The 20,862-nt window shown below is 30.0% G+C and carries 21 protein-coding genes and 1 pseudogene; 1 reads left to right on the forward strand and 21 read right to left on the reverse strand.

Going from position 1 to position 20,862, the window contains the following annotated elements; translation table 11 throughout:
• Positions 1–6: 6 nt before the first annotated feature.
• The 13 genes from OC535_RS09495 to OC535_RS09555 all read right to left on the reverse strand — a co-directional run bounded on the left by OC535_RS09495 (position 7) and on the right by OC535_RS09555 (position 16,212).
• Positions 7–1,155 (reverse strand): hypothetical protein, encoded by a 1,149-nt coding sequence (locus OC535_RS09495; protein WP_498823671.1) that lies wholly within the window; start codon positions 1,153–1,155, stop codon positions 7–9.
• On the reverse strand, positions 1,148–3,877 hold the full coding sequence (dnaG, locus tag OC535_RS09500) for a DNA primase (protein ID WP_498823672.1): 2,730 nt from the start codon (positions 3,875–3,877) through the stop codon (positions 1,148–1,150). The genes OC535_RS09495 and dnaG overlap by 8 nt, the downstream gene beginning before the upstream one ends.
• Positions 3,870–4,070, reverse strand: coding sequence for a hypothetical protein (locus OC535_RS09505; protein ID WP_009299885.1), 201 nt, complete (start codon positions 4,068–4,070; stop codon positions 3,870–3,872). Before OC535_RS09505 ends, dnaG begins: the two co-directional genes overlap by 8 nt.
• Before the next feature lie 158 nt (positions 4,071–4,228).
• On the reverse strand, positions 4,229–5,113 hold the full coding sequence (locus OC535_RS09510) for a SpaA isopeptide-forming pilin-related protein (RefSeq protein WP_009299884.1): 885 nt from the start codon (positions 5,111–5,113) through the stop codon (positions 4,229–4,231).
• Positions 5,110–5,901, reverse strand: coding sequence for a class C sortase (locus OC535_RS09515; RefSeq protein ID WP_009299883.1), 792 nt, complete (start codon positions 5,899–5,901; stop codon positions 5,110–5,112). The genes OC535_RS09510 and OC535_RS09515 overlap by 4 nt, the downstream gene beginning before the upstream one ends.
• Positions 5,901–7,721, reverse strand: a complete 1,821-nt coding sequence (locus tag OC535_RS09520) for an isopeptide-forming domain-containing fimbrial protein (protein ID WP_498823673.1) — start codon at positions 7,719–7,721, stop codon at positions 5,901–5,903. The genes OC535_RS09515 and OC535_RS09520 overlap by 1 nt, the downstream gene beginning before the upstream one ends.
• 2 nt (positions 7,722–7,723) lie before the next feature.
• Positions 7,724–11,350, reverse strand: coding sequence for a SpaA isopeptide-forming pilin-related protein (locus tag OC535_RS09525; RefSeq protein ID WP_498823675.1), 3,627 nt, complete (start codon positions 11,348–11,350; stop codon positions 7,724–7,726).
• Positions 11,351–11,617: 267 nt separating this feature from the next.
• The gene (locus OC535_RS09530) at positions 11,618–12,931 is read right to left on the reverse strand and encodes a hypothetical protein (protein WP_498823676.1); all 1,314 of its coding nucleotides are present in this window, start codon (positions 12,929–12,931) and stop codon (positions 11,618–11,620) included.
• Between the two features lie 25 nt (positions 12,932–12,956).
• Entirely contained in the window at positions 12,957–13,226 is a 270-nt protein-coding gene (locus tag OC535_RS09535) for a hypothetical protein (protein WP_498823677.1), read from the reverse strand.
• Between the two features lie 578 nt (positions 13,227–13,804).
• A complete protein-coding gene (locus OC535_RS09540) occupies positions 13,805–14,263 on the reverse strand; it encodes a hypothetical protein (protein WP_498823678.1) in 459 nt (152 codons plus the stop codon).
• A gap of 17 nt (positions 14,264–14,280) precedes the next feature.
• Positions 14,281–14,736, reverse strand: a complete 456-nt coding sequence (locus OC535_RS09545; protein ID WP_498823679.1) for a hypothetical protein — start codon at positions 14,734–14,736, stop codon at positions 14,281–14,283.
• Positions 14,737–15,252: 516 nt separating this feature from the next.
• The gene (locus OC535_RS09550; RefSeq protein WP_498823680.1) at positions 15,253–15,948 is read right to left on the reverse strand and encodes a sortase family protein; all 696 of its coding nucleotides are present in this window, start codon (positions 15,946–15,948) and stop codon (positions 15,253–15,255) included.
• 6 nt (positions 15,949–15,954) lie between these two features.
• Positions 15,955–16,212 (reverse strand): hypothetical protein, encoded by a 258-nt coding sequence (locus OC535_RS09555; RefSeq protein ID WP_498823681.1) that lies wholly within the window; start codon positions 16,210–16,212, stop codon positions 15,955–15,957.
• Positions 16,213–16,399: 187 nt separating this feature from the next.
• Here OC535_RS09555 and OC535_RS09560 point away from each other — a divergent pair, with 187 nt between their 5' ends.
• Positions 16,400–16,858: a hypothetical protein gene (locus OC535_RS09560; RefSeq protein ID WP_498823682.1), complete on the forward strand. Its 459-nt coding sequence runs from the start codon at positions 16,400–16,402 to the stop codon at positions 16,856–16,858.
• On the opposite strand, the gene OC535_RS09565 is transcribed toward OC535_RS09560, so the two are convergent.
• From OC535_RS09565 to OC535_RS09600, 8 genes and pseudogenes are all read right to left on the reverse strand, one after another.
• Positions 16,842–17,147: a hypothetical protein gene (locus OC535_RS09565; RefSeq protein WP_498823683.1), complete on the reverse strand. Its 306-nt coding sequence runs from the start codon at positions 17,145–17,147 to the stop codon at positions 16,842–16,844. The two genes, OC535_RS09560 and OC535_RS09565, sit on opposite strands and share 17 nt — an antisense overlap.
• A 612-nt stretch (positions 17,148–17,759) precedes the next feature.
• Positions 17,760–18,134: a hypothetical protein gene (locus OC535_RS09570; protein WP_498823684.1), complete on the reverse strand. Its 375-nt coding sequence runs from the start codon at positions 18,132–18,134 to the stop codon at positions 17,760–17,762.
• Positions 18,135–18,145: 11 nt separating this feature from the next.
• A complete protein-coding gene (locus tag OC535_RS09575) occupies positions 18,146–18,436 on the reverse strand; it encodes a hypothetical protein (RefSeq protein WP_498823685.1) in 291 nt (96 codons plus the stop codon).
• A gap of 29 nt (positions 18,437–18,465) precedes the next feature.
• Complete coding sequence (locus OC535_RS09580) at positions 18,466–18,744, reverse strand: DUF2786 domain-containing protein (RefSeq protein WP_498823686.1); 279 nt, start codon at positions 18,742–18,744, stop codon at positions 18,466–18,468.
• A 5-nt stretch (positions 18,745–18,749) separates the two neighbouring features.
• Positions 18,750–19,028 (reverse strand): annotated as a pseudogene (locus tag OC535_RS09585) (DUF6618 family protein); the annotation flags it as partial.
• Between the two features lie 58 nt (positions 19,029–19,086).
• Positions 19,087–19,278, reverse strand: a complete 192-nt coding sequence (locus OC535_RS09590; protein ID WP_498823687.1) for a hypothetical protein — start codon at positions 19,276–19,278, stop codon at positions 19,087–19,089.
• A 93-nt stretch (positions 19,279–19,371) separates the two neighbouring features.
• Positions 19,372–19,734, reverse strand: coding sequence for a hypothetical protein (locus OC535_RS09595; RefSeq protein WP_498823688.1), 363 nt, complete (start codon positions 19,732–19,734; stop codon positions 19,372–19,374).
• 25 nt (positions 19,735–19,759) lie between these two features.
• Positions 19,760–20,812: a hypothetical protein gene (locus tag OC535_RS09600; protein ID WP_498823689.1), complete on the reverse strand. Its 1,053-nt coding sequence runs from the start codon at positions 20,810–20,812 to the stop codon at positions 19,760–19,762.
• Between the last annotated feature and the right edge of the window lie 50 nt (positions 20,813–20,862).

Genomic DNA, 20,862 nt, shown 5'->3' on the forward strand with positions numbered 1-20,862 from the left:
TAACCTCTATTCTTCAATATTCAGTTCAAGTTCTTTACCTAAATCAAGATCTCTACCGACATCATTACTAATACTGATTTCCTTGTCTTTTTCTATATCGTCTAAAACTTTCTCTAAGGATGGCTTCCTGATGTCGTTCTCGAACTTTTTTGACAGTTTATCCTCCTCAACGAACACTGTCCACTGATACTGATTATTTTCACAGCTTCTTTGTGCATTAAAAGAAACATCACTATACTGATTTTTAAAATCTTTATAATCCTGCTCATTTTTAAATTTAAGCTGAACTGTATCTGCATAATTAATAGGGGAAGCATTATGGTCAAAATTCGCCTCCATGAGTGTGTAGTCTTTAATATCATTATCATTTAAAAGAGTTTGATATTTTTCTAAATCTTCCTGCTTCACAATAACTGATACTACCGGATTATTATTTGAATCTCTGTTTACATAAGCAGAAAAGGTTTCAATTTCTAATGTCGTTTCAATATTTGATCTACAAAAATCCTCTTTTGAAATATCAATTACAGCATGATTTATACCTTTAAACTCACTTGAAAGCACACTTCCATATTCTCTGTTTTCCTCCAGATTTTCCGGTTTCATATCCAGCTCCTTATGACTTACTTCAAAATCTTTTTCATCAACTATACCGTCTTTATTAAAATCTGTACGCTCAGATGGATCTCTTGAAATTTGTCTTTTCAGTCTTTCTTCAGCAACCTGTTTTAAAATCCCTGTCATGATTTCACCGTCAGCATTGCGGTATACAACTTCATATTTTGGTTCTTCAACAGTCTTTTTATCAAACCTTTCTTTCAGCAGTTTAAAGAAGCCTACATTATTTTTCCGGTTTTTAGCATCCACCTTAATGATACTGTACTGTATTTTCCAGTTTTTAGCTTGTTTTTTTACAATTTCTAAATCTTTTAGCGACAGGGGAGATGAACGTGAAAGACCGGATTTATTTTTAGACAGTGCCTTGTATGATCTGATAACAGAATATTTATCTGCAATTTTTAAAAATATTTTCTCAGCTTTTAAAAATATTTTTTTCATAAAGAGTGCCCCTCTTTTTAAATAATGCAGACCTCGCATTACTGCACGTTTAAAATCTCTAAGATTTGAATTAGCTTCTGATGATGCATCAGCCATATGCTACACTCCTTTCAAAATCATCAAATTTATCATTATCAACATTACTATCAGCAGCTGTATCAAGATCATAATCTTTATCTTTATGCTGATTATATATTTTCATTATTTCATCGGGTGTTTTTTTCTCTCTGATACCATTTAAATCAAGATTATACGTCCAGTTATCCTGAACCTTAAAAGAAATCATTCCATCTGTTTCTTTGTGTTTGTATGAAAACGGGATCGTCATAGTGGCAGTTTCATTTTTATAAGGAATTGAAACTACTGCATACTTAGTTCCATTTTTTTCAAAGGAATTAACATCATATTCTTTAAACAGCATATATGTCGTTTTGTTTTTCTTTTCTTTGGTATTGGATTTAAATACTTTAAAATCTTTTTCTATTTGTGAATATGATGCATTGGTAATATATGTGAATTTTTTATTTTCAGCATCATAGGAATATTCACCAAGTTTATTGATATTCTGTAACGACACACCTAAAGTCCTCTTATTATTTCCATACCATTTACATATTTCTTTTGGTGCAAAATAATAGCGGTCATTGTTTCTGCCTGCTTTAAAATAAAATCCTTTTTGTGTTTCTTTTTTTATAAGATTTACAAAAACATTGATATAACTGTTAGAAATACTTTTAGTATTTATCTCATTAGTTTTGGTGACTGTTTCTTTATGATCTTTTTGATTGGCTTTAATTTCTTTCACTAAACTTTTATCGGATATTTTGATAGACTTATCCTGATTTGGATATATCAGTACCGCCTTTAGTTTATTATCATCTGCTTTAAAACTCTTATCAAAATAATCGAGTATTCCCATCTTTACCTGCATAGTATCAAAAATAGTATTAAAATCGAAACAGATCATCTTTTTTTCATAAAAAGTTCTCTGTATATCCTTGAATTGAAACTGATTCATCATTTTTACAGGAAGGATATCAAACAGATCATCTATTTTGTCAATAACATAAGCTTCAGTTATATTGTTTTTATCTTTTAATTCATCATTTTCAAACGTTTTGTTGTATTTTTCAATAAACTGAAACCGTCCTGTTTTAGAAAGAGATATTTTATTAGCACTGTTATTAGCATAGCAGTTATCAAACAGTGACTGATATTTAAAAGTATTGATCTCTTTATACTGTTCATAGGATTTATTTTCTCTTAACACTGCATTTAGAAGATTATATCCTGCGATTGTTCCATCCTGATATAAATATCCGCCATCTTCCTGTAAAAGAGAATCAGCCATTTTTAAAATGTCTTTTTTGTTTTGAAGATAATAGTTTTTTAAAACAATGTCCTCTTTTTGGATTATTTCATGAGTTAGAATATCATCCAGTGCTTTATTAAGCGATGCAGATAAAAATTTTGAATAATTTTTATTAACAGGGTGCAGGATCTCTTGAATCTCAGTCTGCGAATAATTGGAAATACTTTTAATGTATTCTGTAACTGCTGTTAAATTTGATCCTTTAAGCTGATCTTTAAATTTCCTGTAAATATCTTCAATGTTAACTAAATTAAGACCGCTTTTTAACTCCATTTCTTCTAAGTATCTTTTAATTTTAAAAACAACTGGTTTTTCTTTTGATCTCACAATCTCAGATTTAAGCGTTGTAAGTTTTTCTTCTGCTTTTTCTTTATCTGTATCTTTTATTACAAATTCATAATATTCACCTAGATCTTTTAGTTCGCCCAGTTCTTTTAAATCAACAACATTCACTTCTATACCATTCTGTTCTAATTGATCAATAGCCTTAATGATAGCATTTCGCCCCGGTTCGTCACTGTCAAGCATTAGATTAACAGGACGGTTAATACTTTTTAAAAGTTCAATATGTTTATCAGTCAATGCTGTTCCCATCAAAGCACATGTGTTATGCAACCCTGTCATTTTAGCTGCTATAACATCCATATACCCCTCAACAACGTATATACCATCATTTTCGATATGTTTTTTTGCATCATAAAAATTGTATAGTATATCGCCTTTTTTAAAGATTTCATTCTCTTCAGTATTTAGATATTTAATACTGCTTTTTTCCTTTGAAAGAATTCTTCCGCTAAAACCAGCAATGTCGCCTTTATCATTTCTTATTGGAAAAATAATACGATTTCGCAGTACCTCATATCGTCCATTTTCACTTTCTTTAACTATTCCTACAGCATTTGCATTTAAATAGTTCTTGTCATTTAGAAGGGCAGTATTTTCTGGACAGTAGCCTAATTCAAGATCAGCAATAACTTTATCAGATAATCCTCTTTGATAGAGGTAATCGAGAGGTTTTTTACCGGATTCTGTCTGATTCAAATAGTATGAAAAAACTTTATTGATATTGCTGTTTATTTTAACCATTTGTCTTTGATTTGCATTTAAATAATCCGGTTCTTTATCAATAGTATTTTCTATTTGTATATCAATATTGCATATTTCAGCAACTTTTTTTATTGCATCAATGCGTTTAAAATTTGGATTATTATTAACCTTATTTTCATACCGAAGGACAAAATCAACTGCATTGCCTGCTGTCTGGCAGGAAAAACATTTAAAAATCTGTTTATCGGGCGATACTGACATAGAGGGATTTTTATCATCATGAAAGGGGCATAAAGCTTTATAGTTGCGTCCTGCTTTAAAAAGACTTATACCATACGACTGTATGACATCAATAATATTGCTTTTTTCTAATACCTGTGATGTTAAAGTGTTACTCATTTTTTTCACCTCCATATGTCATGGCACAAATACACCCAGTATCGACCAGTCCATTTTTAAATGCTGTTGACAGTTCTTTTGGTATTCCTTTTATTTTTTTAATATGATCAAAATATAGTAAAGTATAAGTATCGTTTTTGATATCAACATCATAAAGAATCGAGAGAGAGAAATTTATTTTATTGTCCTTCATATAAATTCCTTTCGTTCTTACTGGTCATACCTGACCAGTAGAATAAAAGAATCAGTGAAATATAGTATGTTATACAAATGTAAAAACAATATATTTACCGATTCTTTATTTGTGCATGTAAATTTTTTCTATGTTACTGTCATTAATTCTTCAAATTATTAATTTTTTCTTTTTCTAAATTTAAATAAACCTAATCCCAATAAAGATAATCCGCTTAATCCAAATAGTAAAGCAGTATTTGTGTTGTCACCTGTTTTAACTTTCACCGGCATCAGCTCATCATACATAATTACCTTTTGAATTTTGCCTGATTCTTCAATTTTAAAGTTAATTGACTGTGCTACTTTATAATTTTTTGGAGCAATAGTTTCAGTCAATGTATAAGTATGATTACAGAATAAATTCTGAATCATATGGGGTTCTTTTCCAGAAACCCATTCATCCACAATATTTCCTTTTTCGTCGATTACTTGAAGATGAGCACCTTCCAGTTCTTTATGATCAGTTATATCCTGTTTAGATACCGATACCTTAAAAGGGGTATGTTTAGGAATAACTGTAACATCAAAATTCATTGAATTCTGAACATCTTCATCGTATGTTGGAATAGAAATTAAAGTTGGTTCAACATATTCATATTCATTGTAATCAGTTACTCTTAATAAATAGATACCTACCTTTAATTCTTTAAAAACAAGTTTACCAGTATTATCGGTTATATCTGATATACCAGTAATTTTATTTTCATTTGCAATTTTATTTAATCTGATTGCTAGTTCTTCCATTTCATCAGCTTTTTCAACTTTATTTAAATCAGTTTTTTCATCAGCAAAATCTTCTGTATATTCATAAAGACCGTCAATGACATCACCGACTTTAATCAGCTCAAATTCAACACCTTCTGTTGATGTGCCAGCGACGCCGTCTTCTAGTGCAACTGTTATCGATCCAGTTTCGCTATATGCATCTACTGTACTTACAGTACTTATAATTCCAACTGCACTTAATAATGTAACAGCGAAAATCATAAATTTTTTGATCATTTTTTTGCTCCTTTCCTTCTGAAAATTATAATTCCTAAAACAACAAATAATAATGGTATTGTATAAATGATAAGTTCGTGCGAGGATGGCAGACTCTTTCTTATTGTATCTTTTACACCCTGATCATATTGAACACGATGACCTGTTACCAGCAGTCTATGTGTGTTAATACCATATGGTGTACATGTTACAAGGGTTGCAAGGTCTTTACCATCTTCAATTGTATAGTCTGCTTTTTCAGGTAATACTATTTCAATTTTATCTATTTCATATGCAAGAACTTCATCAAGTATATAAATATAAAATTTATCATTTTTTTCTAATTCATCCAGCCTTGTAAATAATTTATTTGATGGCAGACCGCTGTGTCCAGTTATAACAGTATGTGTATTTGTGCCACCAACGGGCATAGAAGAATCTTCAACATGTCCAGCTCCAATATTCAGTACATCATCATTAGTTCCATGATATATCGGCAGATTTACATCTATCGCTGGTATTTCAATAGTTCCAATTATTTCATCACCAATGTTTAAAATATTTTGATAATCAAGATTATCATCAACTGAAATGCCTTTCTGCTGACGATATAATTTATCATTCCACTGTTCAGCTTTTTTTATCATTTCTTTTTTTTCAGCTGAGCTTAAATTATCAACTTTTGTTTCATAAGTCGATATTAACCCCATGTTATCTTTTGAGGCAACGAAACTTGAAATAATAGGGTAGCATACTAGTGCTATCCCTATTATGAAAATAAAAATATCTTTTCTAAAAATTTTACTCATTATTTATCTTCTTTATTTTCTTTTCTACGCTTAATTAAAGCTGTTGCCATCATTGCAGTACCTGCACCAACCAAGATCACTGTCATTGTTGAACCAGTTGCAGGCAATTTTGAACCTACCTTATTAACTACTTTAATATTTAATGTTCCATTTTCAACATCAGTAGTCAAATTATTATCATACTCAGAATATTTACCTGAATAGAATTCTTTAAAATGTGCTGATGCTTCTAATTTCTGTAAAGTTCTGTTCGTTGCACCATCACCCTTTACATAATTTTCTCTATTTTCATCATCATAAGTAGCCTCAACTACAATCTTAATAGGATCTTTTAATAAACGATACCCAGCAGGAGCTTTAGTTTCCTTTAAGTAATATGTTTGACTATCTAAACCAACAATATTGAAAATACCATTTTCATCTGAAACCATTTCTACAGCTTCAGCAGGCGCTTCATCGCCTTTAACACTGTCACGGTTGATTACCGTGTAGCCGTCACCATTGGCTGCTTCTTTAACATATACTTCTTTTGTACATGAGCTGTCGCTATACAATCTAAATTTAGCACCTTCTAACTTCACTTCAGGATCCTGATCATTTACTTTGACTCCATCCATTCTAAACGTAAAACAAACTACTGTATCCCAAGGTGTTTCCCCAGTCTGCCCAGTACCATCACTGTCTGGGTTATTACTGTATTCTAGTTTTACGTCATTTTCAAAACCGGGACGTCCTGTATCATTTGATGCACTTTCATTCAAGGTCGCATTATATTCAACAACTATTTTTTGACCATAGAATTTTTCCATTTCAGGTACAGCACCTTCATATTCAGGGTAGAAATATTTATTTACAGTTGCCTTTAGATCAGTAATCTGAATTTGAAAAGTTTCATCTTCTGGAATACCTTCTGTAACTATACGATAATCAACATCTTTTATTAATGCTTTATCTTCGATTTTAACTACTACACTATCTGGGTTAAAAGTTAACGCTTTATCCATTTTATCGTGCATAGAAAAATAATAAGATTCGTAACCATTTATATTTGGTACATATGTTAAATAACGATATGGCACTGTTTGTCCGATTTCAAAATCAGCGACATCATTCCACCCGTCTTTATCGCTCCCAATACTTCCTCTGCTGTCATCTTCTCTTATCTGCTTCTGGATTACTGGAAAATCACTCTTGATATTGATAAACACATCCGGATTTGCTGTATTAACCATACACAAAGAAGAAGCACTGTGAGTACCCTCAACTGATGTAATTTCATCCACAACATACCATCCAAAATCAACATCCATCGTATAACTGTCTTTTGCTGTTTCAGGAACAGTTACTGTCATTGTTGGATCTATCTTTTCAGCAACAATCTCATTTCTCAAATTTTCGATAAAATATCTGAAATTTGAATATCTGCTTTCATTCAATTGAGGTGCTTCTACATTATTGATCACTGTATTATTATTCATTGTTTGAATGTAATCAATGATTGCGTATTCTGTATCCTTTCCTGTAACTTTCTTTAAAGATTTTTCATATGCAGGATTCATAGTATAATTGATACTTTCCATTCCTGCTGAATTTTCAGCGTCGAAAATTTTGTAAACATTAAATTTTTTACCTGCTAAAGACTGTACTTCACCATTATCACCAACATTGGCTCTAATTGTAATATGTCCTTGTTCATAAGCGTTAACAGAATTAATAATACTGCTGTTTGAATTAGTTAAATTAGTTATTGCTAATGCACCAGAAAAAGCTGTAGAAACAGCTAATAACCCTATTAATGATTTTTTAATATTCGTTTTCATAATTAATTTTCCCCTTTATTATTTTTTCTTTTTTTATTTAATCCAACTAAACATAGAATAGTGCCAGCGCCTACTAACAATGCTGTTCCTTTTGAACCAGTTGCAGGAAGTTTAGCACCACGTTCATTTATGACTGTCATATTTCCAATATACCAGTCATTTTCAACTGTCATGCTGTAATTTTCATTACTGTTGTTTTCATCAATAACAACATCATTAACTACAAAGACATGTTTACCGTCAATGCACTTAAATTCTACTTTTATCGGATCAAGTAGCTTTCTGTAACCGGCAGGAGCTTTAGTTTCTTTCAAGAAATAAGTACCTACTTCAACTTTGTCAAATAATAAGTTTCCGTTATCATCAGTAATTCCCTTCGTTACTTCATCGGTACAGTCAGCATTTTTATACAATGTAAATTCAGCTCCAGCTAACAATTTATCAGCATCATTCTTCTTGACTACATTTAATTTGAACCATCTTAATTTATTGCTTAACGAAACAGTCATATCGCCTTTATCGTTGATAGTAAAGACACTCTTATCGCTATTTTTATCAGAAATTTTTACAAAACCATTAGCATCGATATCAAAATAGAATTTAGTATCATTGATTTCATATCCATTAGGAGCAGTAACTTCCTGTACGTAATAGCTGTTTCCGCCAGCTAATTTATATAAATCAATAATACCTTCATCGTTAGTTTTATAACGACCAACTTCCTGATTCGTAGTTTCATTAAAAATCAGATATTCAGCTTCTCTCAAGGGAGCTTTAGTTTCGATATCATATTTGTAAAGTCTGATATGTGTTTCTACATCAGTAACAGTAAAATGCTGTACTTTTGTAGTTTCACTCACATCTTTATCAATAGTAAACTCAAAATCATCAGCTTGTACATATCCAGCAGGTACTTTTGTTTCTTTAGCGATATATGTACCGAAAGGCAAATCCTTAGTAACTGCCTGTCCGTCTTTTCCATCAATATTTGCTGTAGTTACAACATCATATGTTTCTGCACTGTCCCATCCGTTTTCAGTCACATCATTCTTTAATTTGATAGTAAATTCTGCATCATTCAAAGGTGTAGTATTACTTTCCTGATCCAGAGCTACTTTTTCGATTTCAATATGATGTTTTTTTACCTCATCTTTAACAATAGGGAAGTTACCTGCAACAACAGACGTAGTATCTCCATTTTGCTTTATTTGAGTAATGAAAACACCATTATCAATATTTTCAGTTTTTCCATCCTTATCTTCTAAAACCGCTCCTTCCAATAAATAACCTTCAGGCGCCTTGGTTTCCTGAATAGTCATAGTTCCTATTGGTAAAGTAGCCAATCCATCCTGATAATAAAGTTCATCACTTTTTTCACTAACAATACTTTCTTTGCTCATTAAACTCGCGATATATGCATTAGCATATTTATTCCACACCGTTTTCACAACCCAAGTCCTAGTTGCTTTCTCAGGTAAATCAGATACTTTATCATAAAGAGCGTTGTAATATTTAATCGTAAATTCTGCACCCTCTAAAGAGGCGTTACCCTGAGCAATTGATTCACTATTTTCTTTATCAGCTTTTATTATCGATATGGAAACAGGGTCATTGGCTGGCTGTTCAACAAGACATCCAACACCGTTCAGTGTAGTAGTCTGACCTGCGTTGATAGTAACAGATGTATGCTCTGTATTAAGTTCGAAGCCCGGTGATGCTTTTGTTTCAACAAGTGTATAATTACCCGCATTGATACCTGTAACACTCGCATTACCATTTGCATCAGTCGTTAACGTCGCAATTGCATTACCGTTTCCGTCTCTTAACTGGTATTCAGCACCAGCTAATGAATAGCAGTCATTTCCATCTGTCAACTCTGGATTTCCATTTACTTTAGTAATATTTAAATTACCTTTTTTTGGTTTGATCTTAAATTTTGCAATACCAGCACCGGACTGACTGTTTACTCGTTTAGTCAAAAATCCTACAACAATTTCATCTCCAGTTTTATCAAGTACACGAACATTGATCATTTCATCTTTCCACTCGACACCTTTACCGGTATCAGGATTAGATAAATGCGTACATTGTAGTCTTAACCATGCATCAAGCTGTGTTGCACCTGTTACATTTTCTGCTGTCCAGTTCCAGAAACTGTTATGCCATATACCAGTCGTTGTATCTAATCCACCCTGAATCCAGATTCCTAAATACATTGCGGTATTCTGATAATACAGTTTATTATAATCCAACTGACCTCCATAATAAATTGTGTTCATTAGATCTGCTTCGCCGGTTGTTAGACCGTAAACGGGCAGTGTTGCATTCTTCCAGTCAGAAGCGTATGCTTTATACAAAGAAATTTGACCGCTCCATCCAGTACCTACACCGTCTGGAACATCTACAGTTCCTGCACATCCCATTTCACCCATTGAAAAAGCTTCAACATTAGTGATATTTAGTAATTTATCTGCCAGTTTTGCTATCGGTGATTTCTTATCAACATCTACATTTACGCTCTGTACAGCAGTAGATGACTGTGGAATTGTAATGATTCCGTTATCAGAATCATAATTAAAATTACTCGTTGGCAGACCGTTAACAGAAACTGTTAATTCAGTTTTATCTAGATCTTTCTCTGTTTTAACGTTCGTTTCAAAATTAAAACTGTCAACATTTCTGCTTCCTTCTTTTACCGTTCTGCTGTCAGTTGTTGTATAATTAACTTTTGATGAAAGTTTTGAGGTTGACTGAGATACAGCCTGTAGAAACTGTACCTGAACATTACCGGCAGTGTTTCCAAACAGATCTTTTGAAATATAAACTAAACCTGTTTCTGCATCGTAATGACATCTGTCATTAACAACTTCGGCATTGTTGTTATTGATTGCGAAAATATGATCTTTCACTTCAGCAGTACTGTCATTCAGCATTGTATTACCAAGACCTACATAATAGTCACTGTTTGTGTCGAGGTTATATAACGCGACAGTAGAAGGGATAGTTGTTATAAACAGATCACCAGTATCTTCTCTTAAAAAGAAACTGTCGATTGTTTCATTTTCAGCGATTCCCTCCGCTTCAACTAAAGTGTTTTTTACAACTAATACCTGATCTAAACGCATCATATTTAATGATGTGTATGCAGTATCAAGATTATTTTTAATATATTCAGCAGTTACCGGATCAAGATTATTTTCAGATGCTTCAGCATCAGATTCCTCTTTTGCAGTAACTATATCCTGAGGTTTCCTTTCAACTACATTAATTTCAATTTCAGCAGTAGACAAGTTTATATTTTCCTCTGCACTGACTTTGTTTCTGTAGTTTACAGTAACAGTGATTTTAGCTTTACCAGCTGCTTTTGCTTCTACAACCGCACTGTTCATTTCACCGGAAACGATTGCAATTTCTTCATTGTCGCTTGTCCACTTATAATCAATTACTTCAGCAGTTTCCGGTAAATCAGCACGAACATTTAGATTTGTTTTTTCACCTGTCTCCAGCTCTTCTTTTTCAGAAGTTAGAGTAACTTTTTCAATATTCATTGCACTAACAAATGACATGTCATTTGCAACAATACCAAAAAGCACCAGTACAGATAATAAGAATGTACTAATTTTTTTCATTACACCTATTCCTTTCGTTAAAAATATTTTCTGTGATGCAAGTTACAGCTTAAAGATTATTTCTATACTATATTTAATTTAATAAGCAAACATCACTGTACTTCTTTAAAATCGGTATTATGATCAAGCAAATGATCCACCAGCAAATAATAATGAGCAGTCACAAGACTGCTCACGTATCAAATACCCATATATATACTTTTTTCATTTCTCATTTCCTCCAATAAAAAAAGACAATCTTTCGATTGCCTTGTTATTTTATTTTAATTACTTGTTCTTAGTAGCACCGCAGCTGCATTTATAACCGGTAGTTACTGTTTCATCATATGCAGGCTTTATGATTACCGTTTCGTCATATGCTTCTTTGATTATAACTGTTCTTTCCTCTTGATGAGTAACAGCATCATGATGAATTGTATCAATTTGCACCTTACCTACGTGGCATCCACCACCACATACGCTGATAAGATGACCAGAAATTTCGTCACCATCTTTTGTAGAAAAACCGCACCTATTACAGATATATCTGCTTTCATAAACCGGCTCATCCCATGCTTCCTTATCGACAACTGTTACTGTTTCTGTCTTAGTTACTGCATCATGATGAACCGTTTTTGTTTCTGCTTCGTGGTGTACTGTTTTCGTCACCGCTTCCCAGCTGTGTGAATGAGCAGGTTTGTTATCACCTGTGTTTCCGCTGTTGCTGTTTTCGCCGTTATTTCCTGTATTTCCACCAGTTGATCCGCTAGGTGTAGACGGTTTAGTTGCACTGCTCCCTGAACCGCTTTGTACTTTATCTGTGTTTTCAACTGGTTTTCCAGTTGTAACGTTATCTTTGGAACTTACTTCACTGCTTGATTTCTTAGTTACAACAGTTTTCCTGTTTCCATTTTCATCAGTTACGATTTCAGTTACTGCTACTTCACCTTCAGCTACAATTGGTGCTTCAACAACATTGATTTTCATTTCTTTTTCAGCTTTGTTTTTTTCAACATCACTGATAGAAATTTTTAAATCATACGTTCCCAATGTGTTGACATCAACTTTTGAAGTATCAATCTTCCATTCTTTTACATCACTGTAATCAGAGACTTGTAACAATTCCGAAAAATTAAATGTAGACAGATCAGTATACTGAATCACATCAATTGTATCAGGAGCGATGATTTCAGGTTTAGTAGTATCTTCGACCGTTACTTGAACTGTTTCTTTTTCGTCATTGTAAGTAAAATCAATTTTATACTTACCGACTTCAGGGAAGTCTTTTTCTTCCTTAGAAACTACATTACCATTTTCATCTTTGTTTTCAACAGTAGCATATTTGAAGTTGTCTTTTGACTTAGTGTCTCTAATGATTTTTTCTGCTTTTTTTGAATCAACTTTATTGTAATTCAAGTAGTCAGCCACATCAGTAGATACAGTCTGTCCTAATTCAGCAGTAATTTTATTTTTTGTTAAAATCAAATCACCATTGTTTCCTGATAAGGCATAAATACCTATACCGCCAAGAATCAGTATACCGGCACACGCTCCTGCGATAATCTTTTTCTTTTTTGTATCAAGTAAATTATTTAATTTCATATCTATTCCTCCCGAACTATTTTATTTACATTTTTAAAATTTTATCTAATAACTCATATCTTCTATTTTTTATATTCGTTATTTTGTCCATCATATAATCTATAAGCTCTTCTATTACTGCAATGTACAGCGGTATAAACACAACAAGCAGTAGCGATCCTAAAGCATCTAAATGATCTAGAAAGCTGTCTCCTGATGAAATAATGAGAATTATACATAAAGCAAAAAGTAAAAATCCAATTACAGCAATACATCCACCACATAATTCAACAAATATCAAAAGATAACGTAACATGAATAATACAATCCATAATAGGACTGTAAGTATAATCCTGCATAAAGAAATAAGAATAACTGCTATAAACAACAGTGTAATCAAAATCTTTTTAAAAAAACCGCTTTTGCTGTATTTTATGTAATGAATAAAATCAATAATATAGTCTATCATATGTATCTTTCCCTCCCTGAATTTGAAAATTAAGTAATCTGTAAATTTTACAAAATTTTTTAATGATTTATTTAGCATCTAAAATAATTATATAATTATTTTGTTTATTTTTCATCAATAAACATATGATTTCATTTACAAAAATATAATAGAAAGGGTGACGGGAGAGGGGGTCACCCTTTATTATTATAAATCCGCCGAGAGAAAATTATTAAAACTCTCTACTGTTTATTTAAAGCAGGCGGAAGTATTTAAAACCAAAAAAGCGTTACTGTGAAATAACGCTTTTTAGTAAATTGATTTCTGCTTCTTTAGCCACTTTGACCTAATAGCATTATTTCACATTTCGTTGCACATTTCAATCACGTTTTTATTTCACTTTTATTTCACTTTTATTTCACTTTTATTTCGTTTTTATTTCACTTTTATTTCACTTTTATCTCACTAGTACTTTTATAGACGATATTCCCAGTCAGATAAGCAACTTGTAAATGCGCTTTATTTCTAACATTATAAAATCTTCTGCGTGCTCCACAAAATTCATCTGAATATATTATTTCTTCATTAGTTTTACCGTAAAAGTAGTGAAAGATTAAATAATATTCACATTCAATATCAACTTTCCTTATCTCTTTACAAATTCGTAAAAACTCGGATGCCGGTTCTTCTGGATTATAATTTATATAGGCTAAAAACAATTCTTCAGTAGAATTTAAGGGTGAATTAGTAGATACTCTAATAATACTTGATGTTTTGAAATAGTCGTCGTTTAGTATATTGGCTCTTGATAATTCTAAAATTGGTCTATAATCTTCGCAAATCAGTTGTCCAATTTTTGTCATTGCTTTAACATCTATAACTTTGGGTTTCCTATTTATATTCATTTTCATCCTCCATCCGATCACCTAATAATTTGATATAAATGGTCTAAAATATTTTTTCTAGGAGTTTGTACATAATACATTCCCTTTGAATAGTATATTCTGTGAATATCAATTGTTCTTATATCACTAAATTTCAATTTAGAAAAAATCATCTTATGAGTTTTAGGGTTATAAGATTTTATTATTGTTTGAAAAAAACCTAACTTATCATTTTCTTTTATACTTGAAGCAGGTATTATAAGTGCTTTTGAACTTCCCATAATTTTAACAATGTAGCACCAGTGTCCATCCATAAATTCTTTTGGAAAACCTCTTCCCAGATTCACATACATTAATGTATGCTTTTTGATTTTTTGCTGTTTTGAAAGAATATTTTTATTATTTATATTTTCATAAAAATATTGCAGCGATAGTAATTGATAATTATATGATTTTATTAGATTAATAAGATCATATAATTCAATATTTTCCATTTTTTTAATATTTTTCACCAGTAGATCTATTTCTATATCAAGCTCACTCTTCATTCCGTTCACCTACTATTATATTTGTGTTTCCATCATCTGGTATCATGTTTATTCACCTCGTTCTTTGTCCTGTATATTTTTATTTGTTTTTCATCCAATCAGTACTGGTCAGATATGACCAGTTCTTTATCAGAACAGGTACTCAAAACACTCAACGCTCACATCACGTTGATATCAGTCACATCCGCTAATTAAATTTAAAACACTAAACACCAGTAATATTATAGTGTTTATCAAAATTATAAATTTTTTATCAATATTTATTAACGCAAATACAATATGCAAGGAACTAAGCAGCATTATAAGTGCTGATAATAAAAGATCTCTTTTTACCATAATCATCACCCCTTTATCAGCGTATTTTCTGTTCAAATAATCCAAGAAGATAATAACCTGCGACTAAAAATAAATCCGCTACAACCAACAGTATTAAATTTATTATCATTATTTTTACTCCTTTAATTAAATTCTGACAGCTTTTACTAACCAGTTATTTTTTCCATAACATGTATATATATATAAAATCTCCTGATTCACATAATAATCAAGCATATTTATACCTGTATCAATATCATATAATTTATATCCGTCATTGATACATTCATTACTGTATATAATTTTATATTCATATTGATTATAGTTATAATAAACAGTAATAACATCGTTTAGATGTGCACTATATAAATATTTTAGTGATTTTGTGTTATGTCCACCAAGCAAAACAGGTCTAAGTTTATCATCTCCAAAATTACTATTATTTGCTTCAGTCATAATACAGATATCATACTGATTTACTGCTTCCTGCGTAGAACCAATGCTTAGGCAAGCATTAGTACATACATCAGGAATAGTTATACTATTATTTAGCAACTGCTCTCTATCATCTTTTTTAGAATCATTCGGAGTTTTTTGTTGACTAGTTTGTTTGCTGTCAGACATAACTGTATTATTTTGATCATTTGCACAATATCCGGTTTTTACTTCTAAGCTAGTTGAAATTTTAATTGCAGGGGCTGTTTTTACTATCTTTACCTTGCTATTACCACTTCCACAAGCTGTAAGAAAAATACTGAACAATATTGATATTGACAAAATTTTGATTATTTTCATAAAAATATTCAAATGAGGAAATCTTAATCTTTCACAATACTTATACATCAACTATCACTTCCTTTTTGTTTCTAGTTTTCTCGGTTTTCCATAGTGTGTTTTACCAATTAAAATATTATACCGCTGTTCTTCACCTGTTTTTTTAAGCTCACTTAATTCAGCATTAAACAATGTAGCGGGTTCATATTTAAATTTATCATGCCTTTTTTGATTTGTTTTTTGTTCAATGATACTTAAGAAAAACACAACAGATATGATTTCAATTATTATAGTAATTACAATAATAATATTTTCCTTTGTAATTCTTTTCATCGTTTTCTCCAATCTATATAGGGAACTTGTTCCATGTCTATTTATCATTTTTATACCCATACAATTCCGCAAATTAATAATCATCAGAATCAAGCGCTTTTGCTATTTTGACAATTTTTACCATACCTACTGTTTCTTTTTTATTATCTTCAGCTATGTTATAATAATTTATAGAGGAGGTGAAAAAATGAATAAGTTTATTCTTTCACAAAAAGATAGTGATCACATTATATATGAATATAATCCAGATTCTAATTGGTATGAGATATGGCCAGCCAATATAATAATATTCGATTTTATTGATGAAGTTTGTTTCCCATACTGCAATTACAATTATGCAATAGAAAATATTATTGATAACTGTTTAGATGACCTTTCTCAAGAAGATATTGACAGATGCAATAATTGCGACAATTGTTCATTATTGGAAATAGATTCGTCTTTATCACAAAAAAAACAAAAACAAATATCTGATTGGATTTCAGTTGGTGATCGATTAGGCGGTGGTACTGTCTCTAATATTTCTCATTGGGAAAATGAGCTACTCTCAAACCAAAGTCATAATATCTATCTTGGTGAATTTAAATCCATTAAGGAATGTCGTAATTATTTAACAAACAATATTAAAATTAAACTTGATGAATAATATCATTAAGTTTTTTTAATGATTCAGTTATATAATATCTAGAGCATTTTTCATAAGTTAACAAGATATACGAATTGTATTTTTTTATGTGTTTTATCAATATATAATTATTAATATCTAATTTACCGATTATCATATAAATGGATGTTAATTCAATATTGTTAAATATATATACATAATTATATTTTGTTTTATTAGCTGTTTCTCTATCTTTAATTATTCTTCCATCTTCAAAATATGAATCAATCTTATCTGTAGTTAATCTTTCAATTATAATTTCATAATTCATTTTATTTCTCCTTTTAATAAAACATTATTATCCTTTCTTTTTTTACTTTAGTCTGTCCGTGATCTACTGGTCATATCTGACCAGTAGATTTGTTTATCCTGTTAGTTTTATTTTTTCAAACATTTACTATCGTTATATGTACTCACTATTATCTGGTAGTTCTATTAATTTGAAATTTATTTTTAAATTTGCCAGTTTAAATAGCAAATAAAGTATTGTTACAAAAATTAACGGAATTATAACTATGCTAAAACAAACAATACAAATACTGATTTCTAATTTTAATAAAAATTCCATAAGCAAATAAAATACAGTGTCAAATGTAGGGTCTATTTGTACAAATTGGGTATTGAATAACAGATTTAATAAGTATATTAATAACTTAAAGTAATAAATAATAAATACAATAGATACAGCTAACGCTACAATCGTTAATACAATAATAATTGTTACCTCAGCATTTTCATTTAAATGAATTTTAGAACTCTTATATTCATTATGTAGTCGGCTACTACAATTAGGACACACATTTAATCTATTACTTGAAACATGTCCACATACATTACACTTTCTTCTTAATATTAATTTTTTCAATAATTTTATCATTTATATTTATCCAATTTGTGATATTGATTCATTACTATTATTCAAGTTATATTTACTTCCTTCTTTTAGTCCCAATTCATAAGCGTCTTCACTTTCGTCTGTATAATTTGTTTTGGCTGTTCTAATTTTCATTTGTGTTTTAACATAATCTACCACCGCTGGATGCAGGTCTGTTAAAATCAGTTCATATTTTTTATCAATATTCATATCAATAAAAGAGTTTTTTAACTGCTGTTCTATTCCTTTTGCAAACCCACGGCAGTAATCTCGCTTGTACACTCTAAAATCTACATTTCCAACCTTCTCATTTGTTACAGTATTTATCAGATAATTATCCTTTTTTTCTAGAATAATATTTTTACCTTTTTTAAATAAACTCATCCTAATTCCTCCTACTTGATCACTAATTTACAAACTTTATCTTCATTAAATCTTGTATAAACATTGGTAATCAAATTATGTAATATTAATTCAAGTTCACTTTGTGGATTGCTTATCATTTTCCAGTCAATGAAACCCATATCATTAAATTCAGCTTCAAAATATTCATATATTTCATTTTCATTAATATCTCCGTTAACTTCTTGCAACTCAGCAAAATAATTATAAATTTCTGTCTGAATTCGACCACTATTAATATCTTTTATTAAGTCTTCTTTCCTATTGTAATTAATGCCTAACATATGTTTCTCCTTTCTAAAATAATCTTTCTTTAATGTTTCAAATAAACATCTTGTTTATAATAATCATCTTTTTCCTTACAATAATGATGTAATATTAATTTTATCCCATACAAGCTGCAAAAATTAATAACTTCAACAAGTGCAACAGTTAAACCTGTTACATATAAATTTAATTCAAGTTCTGTAATTTTATGCTTTATCATAAGCTTGTTTGCTCTATATGTAGCAAGTTGAATTTCCTGATCGCTTGTACCTGGATCATCAGCAATCGCCATCAGCTTTTTAATTTTGTTAATTATCTTTTCCATTCTAATCACCTATTTTTAAAATTATCTATCCAAGAATTGATGTGTAATGCTATAGATTTTGCGATAATTTCATCCATTCCGGCATTCATTAATTTTGTTTGATTATAATAACTGCTATCATAATGATCAGAAGCTTCACAGCAAATATTCCAATTTGGTATTGCTATAAACCCACCATTTATATGATGACCGAAAATTATTAAATAGCTGTTATCATTTATCTTTACACTGTGTTCAAAATAAATTTGAACATTAGCTGTAAAATCTATTTGCATTGTCATTTTTCTTTTACCTCTTTTCTTTTAATTTAGTTTACTGTTTTACAATCAAAATTTGCCATTTTTATACCTTCTTTTTATTTTTTAATTTGTATGTTTTTTTTGAATCTAAATTGTATTTTCCTTCTGGCAAATCCTTTATAAAAATAATTTTTTCATCAACAATTTTTGCTACTTTTTTATCTTGCATTAAAATAAAATTATCTTTTTGAATTAAATTGATTATTTTATCTTTTTTTCTAAATATGTTAAACATTTGAATCAGCTCCTTTTTAAGTAAAATAATTTATGGCAACCGAAATTATATTTTTCTCTTTTTATATAAATGCCATCGTAATTTTTAATCTTTTTATTTTGAAACAGTTTTATTTATGACTATTTTTAATTGCGAATAATCTTTGATTATTAAATTGTTCTTTCGATCATAATAAATGATACAGTCACGAAAATGATCAAAGTCATCTTTTGGATAACAAAACAGATAAAATCTGCTTATAACGGTTTTTTTTCTTCTGATTGTGTTTTCTGTTCGATTTTTTATATCTTTTAAGTATGTTTCATAATCCTTGAATACATTTTGTGTTTCGATTGTCTTATTATGTTCACAAAGAAACATTATAAATTCTGCAATATCATCTTTATATGTTTTTTTTGTTTTATAAAGCCCATCCATTTGATCAACATATTCATTAATTTTTTGTGACAGATCCATAGTTTCACCTCGTTCTTGCTGGATTTTAATAAAGCAGTGTGTAATCATAGATATATTTTTGTTTAAACTCTTCAATATAAGTTCTAATAATAAGATCTTCAAGCTGATCATGCGATTCTCTAAAATTGACAAATGACTGCTTATATCCTAGATATATTTCTGGACTGCGATTGTCTTTTTTTAAAGTTGATGCATATATTATTTTATTTAATTTAAACAACAAGTTATTAAATATCTTTACAGTGATACCATCACCCCAATTTTTATAATCTTCAAATCCACCGTCATAGATTGCATTTTGTATAAAATTCAGTTCATTGTTTATTCGTATCAGCATTTTATTTTTTATAAGTTTCTTTTGAATCATCAAAATATTGTCAGTTGATTCTATTTTAACCAACGAAAATTTTCTGTATAATCTATAATTTCTTGTAAACAGCATTGCAACATAACGAACTTCTTTTTTTATACCAGCAATAAATTTTGCAAAAGATCTGTATTTAAATATCTTTGCTTCCTTTTTTTGAACATAGATCTTCTCATACTGCTTATTTCCATTTCTATCTAATTTTGCTTCACCTTTTTTATGTTTTAAAACTGCATTAGGGTGATCTTCAGTACAGCGTTTTTTGCTGTTAAAATCCTGATAATATGTATCGTTATATTTAATCAGCTTCTTATCGCCTTTACAAAAAGTTACACGTGTAAACATCAAAAATTCTATATATTCTCCATTTCCTTTTTTTAAAAATTTATAACAGTAGGGGATGATTTTATATCTTGGATCAAAGTTGACTGCAAACTTTTTTGCAAATTCATGTTTTTCATTTAAAGTTAATTTTTTGGGTATCATAATGTTTATAACATGAGCAAATATATTTTTATAAGTACGTTTGTTTTCAGTATTTTTATACTTATACAAATGACTTTCTTTGTATTCAACTAATCGTACAATATGTTTTTGATAATTAATCTTATTAGAATATATTTCTTGAATCCCGCTATTTCTGAGCCATTCCCATACTTCCGTTTTACTGTTTAATGTTTTATATTCTGTAAAATCGTTATAATTAATCATTGTTACTTTCCTTTACATCTATTAAATTGACATCTAAGCTTCGCTTAGAT

The organism is Clostridium sp. Marseille-Q5894, from assembly GCF_946902305.1.
GTDB lineage: Bacteria > Bacillota_I > Bacilli_A > Erysipelotrichales > Coprobacillaceae > Thomasclavelia.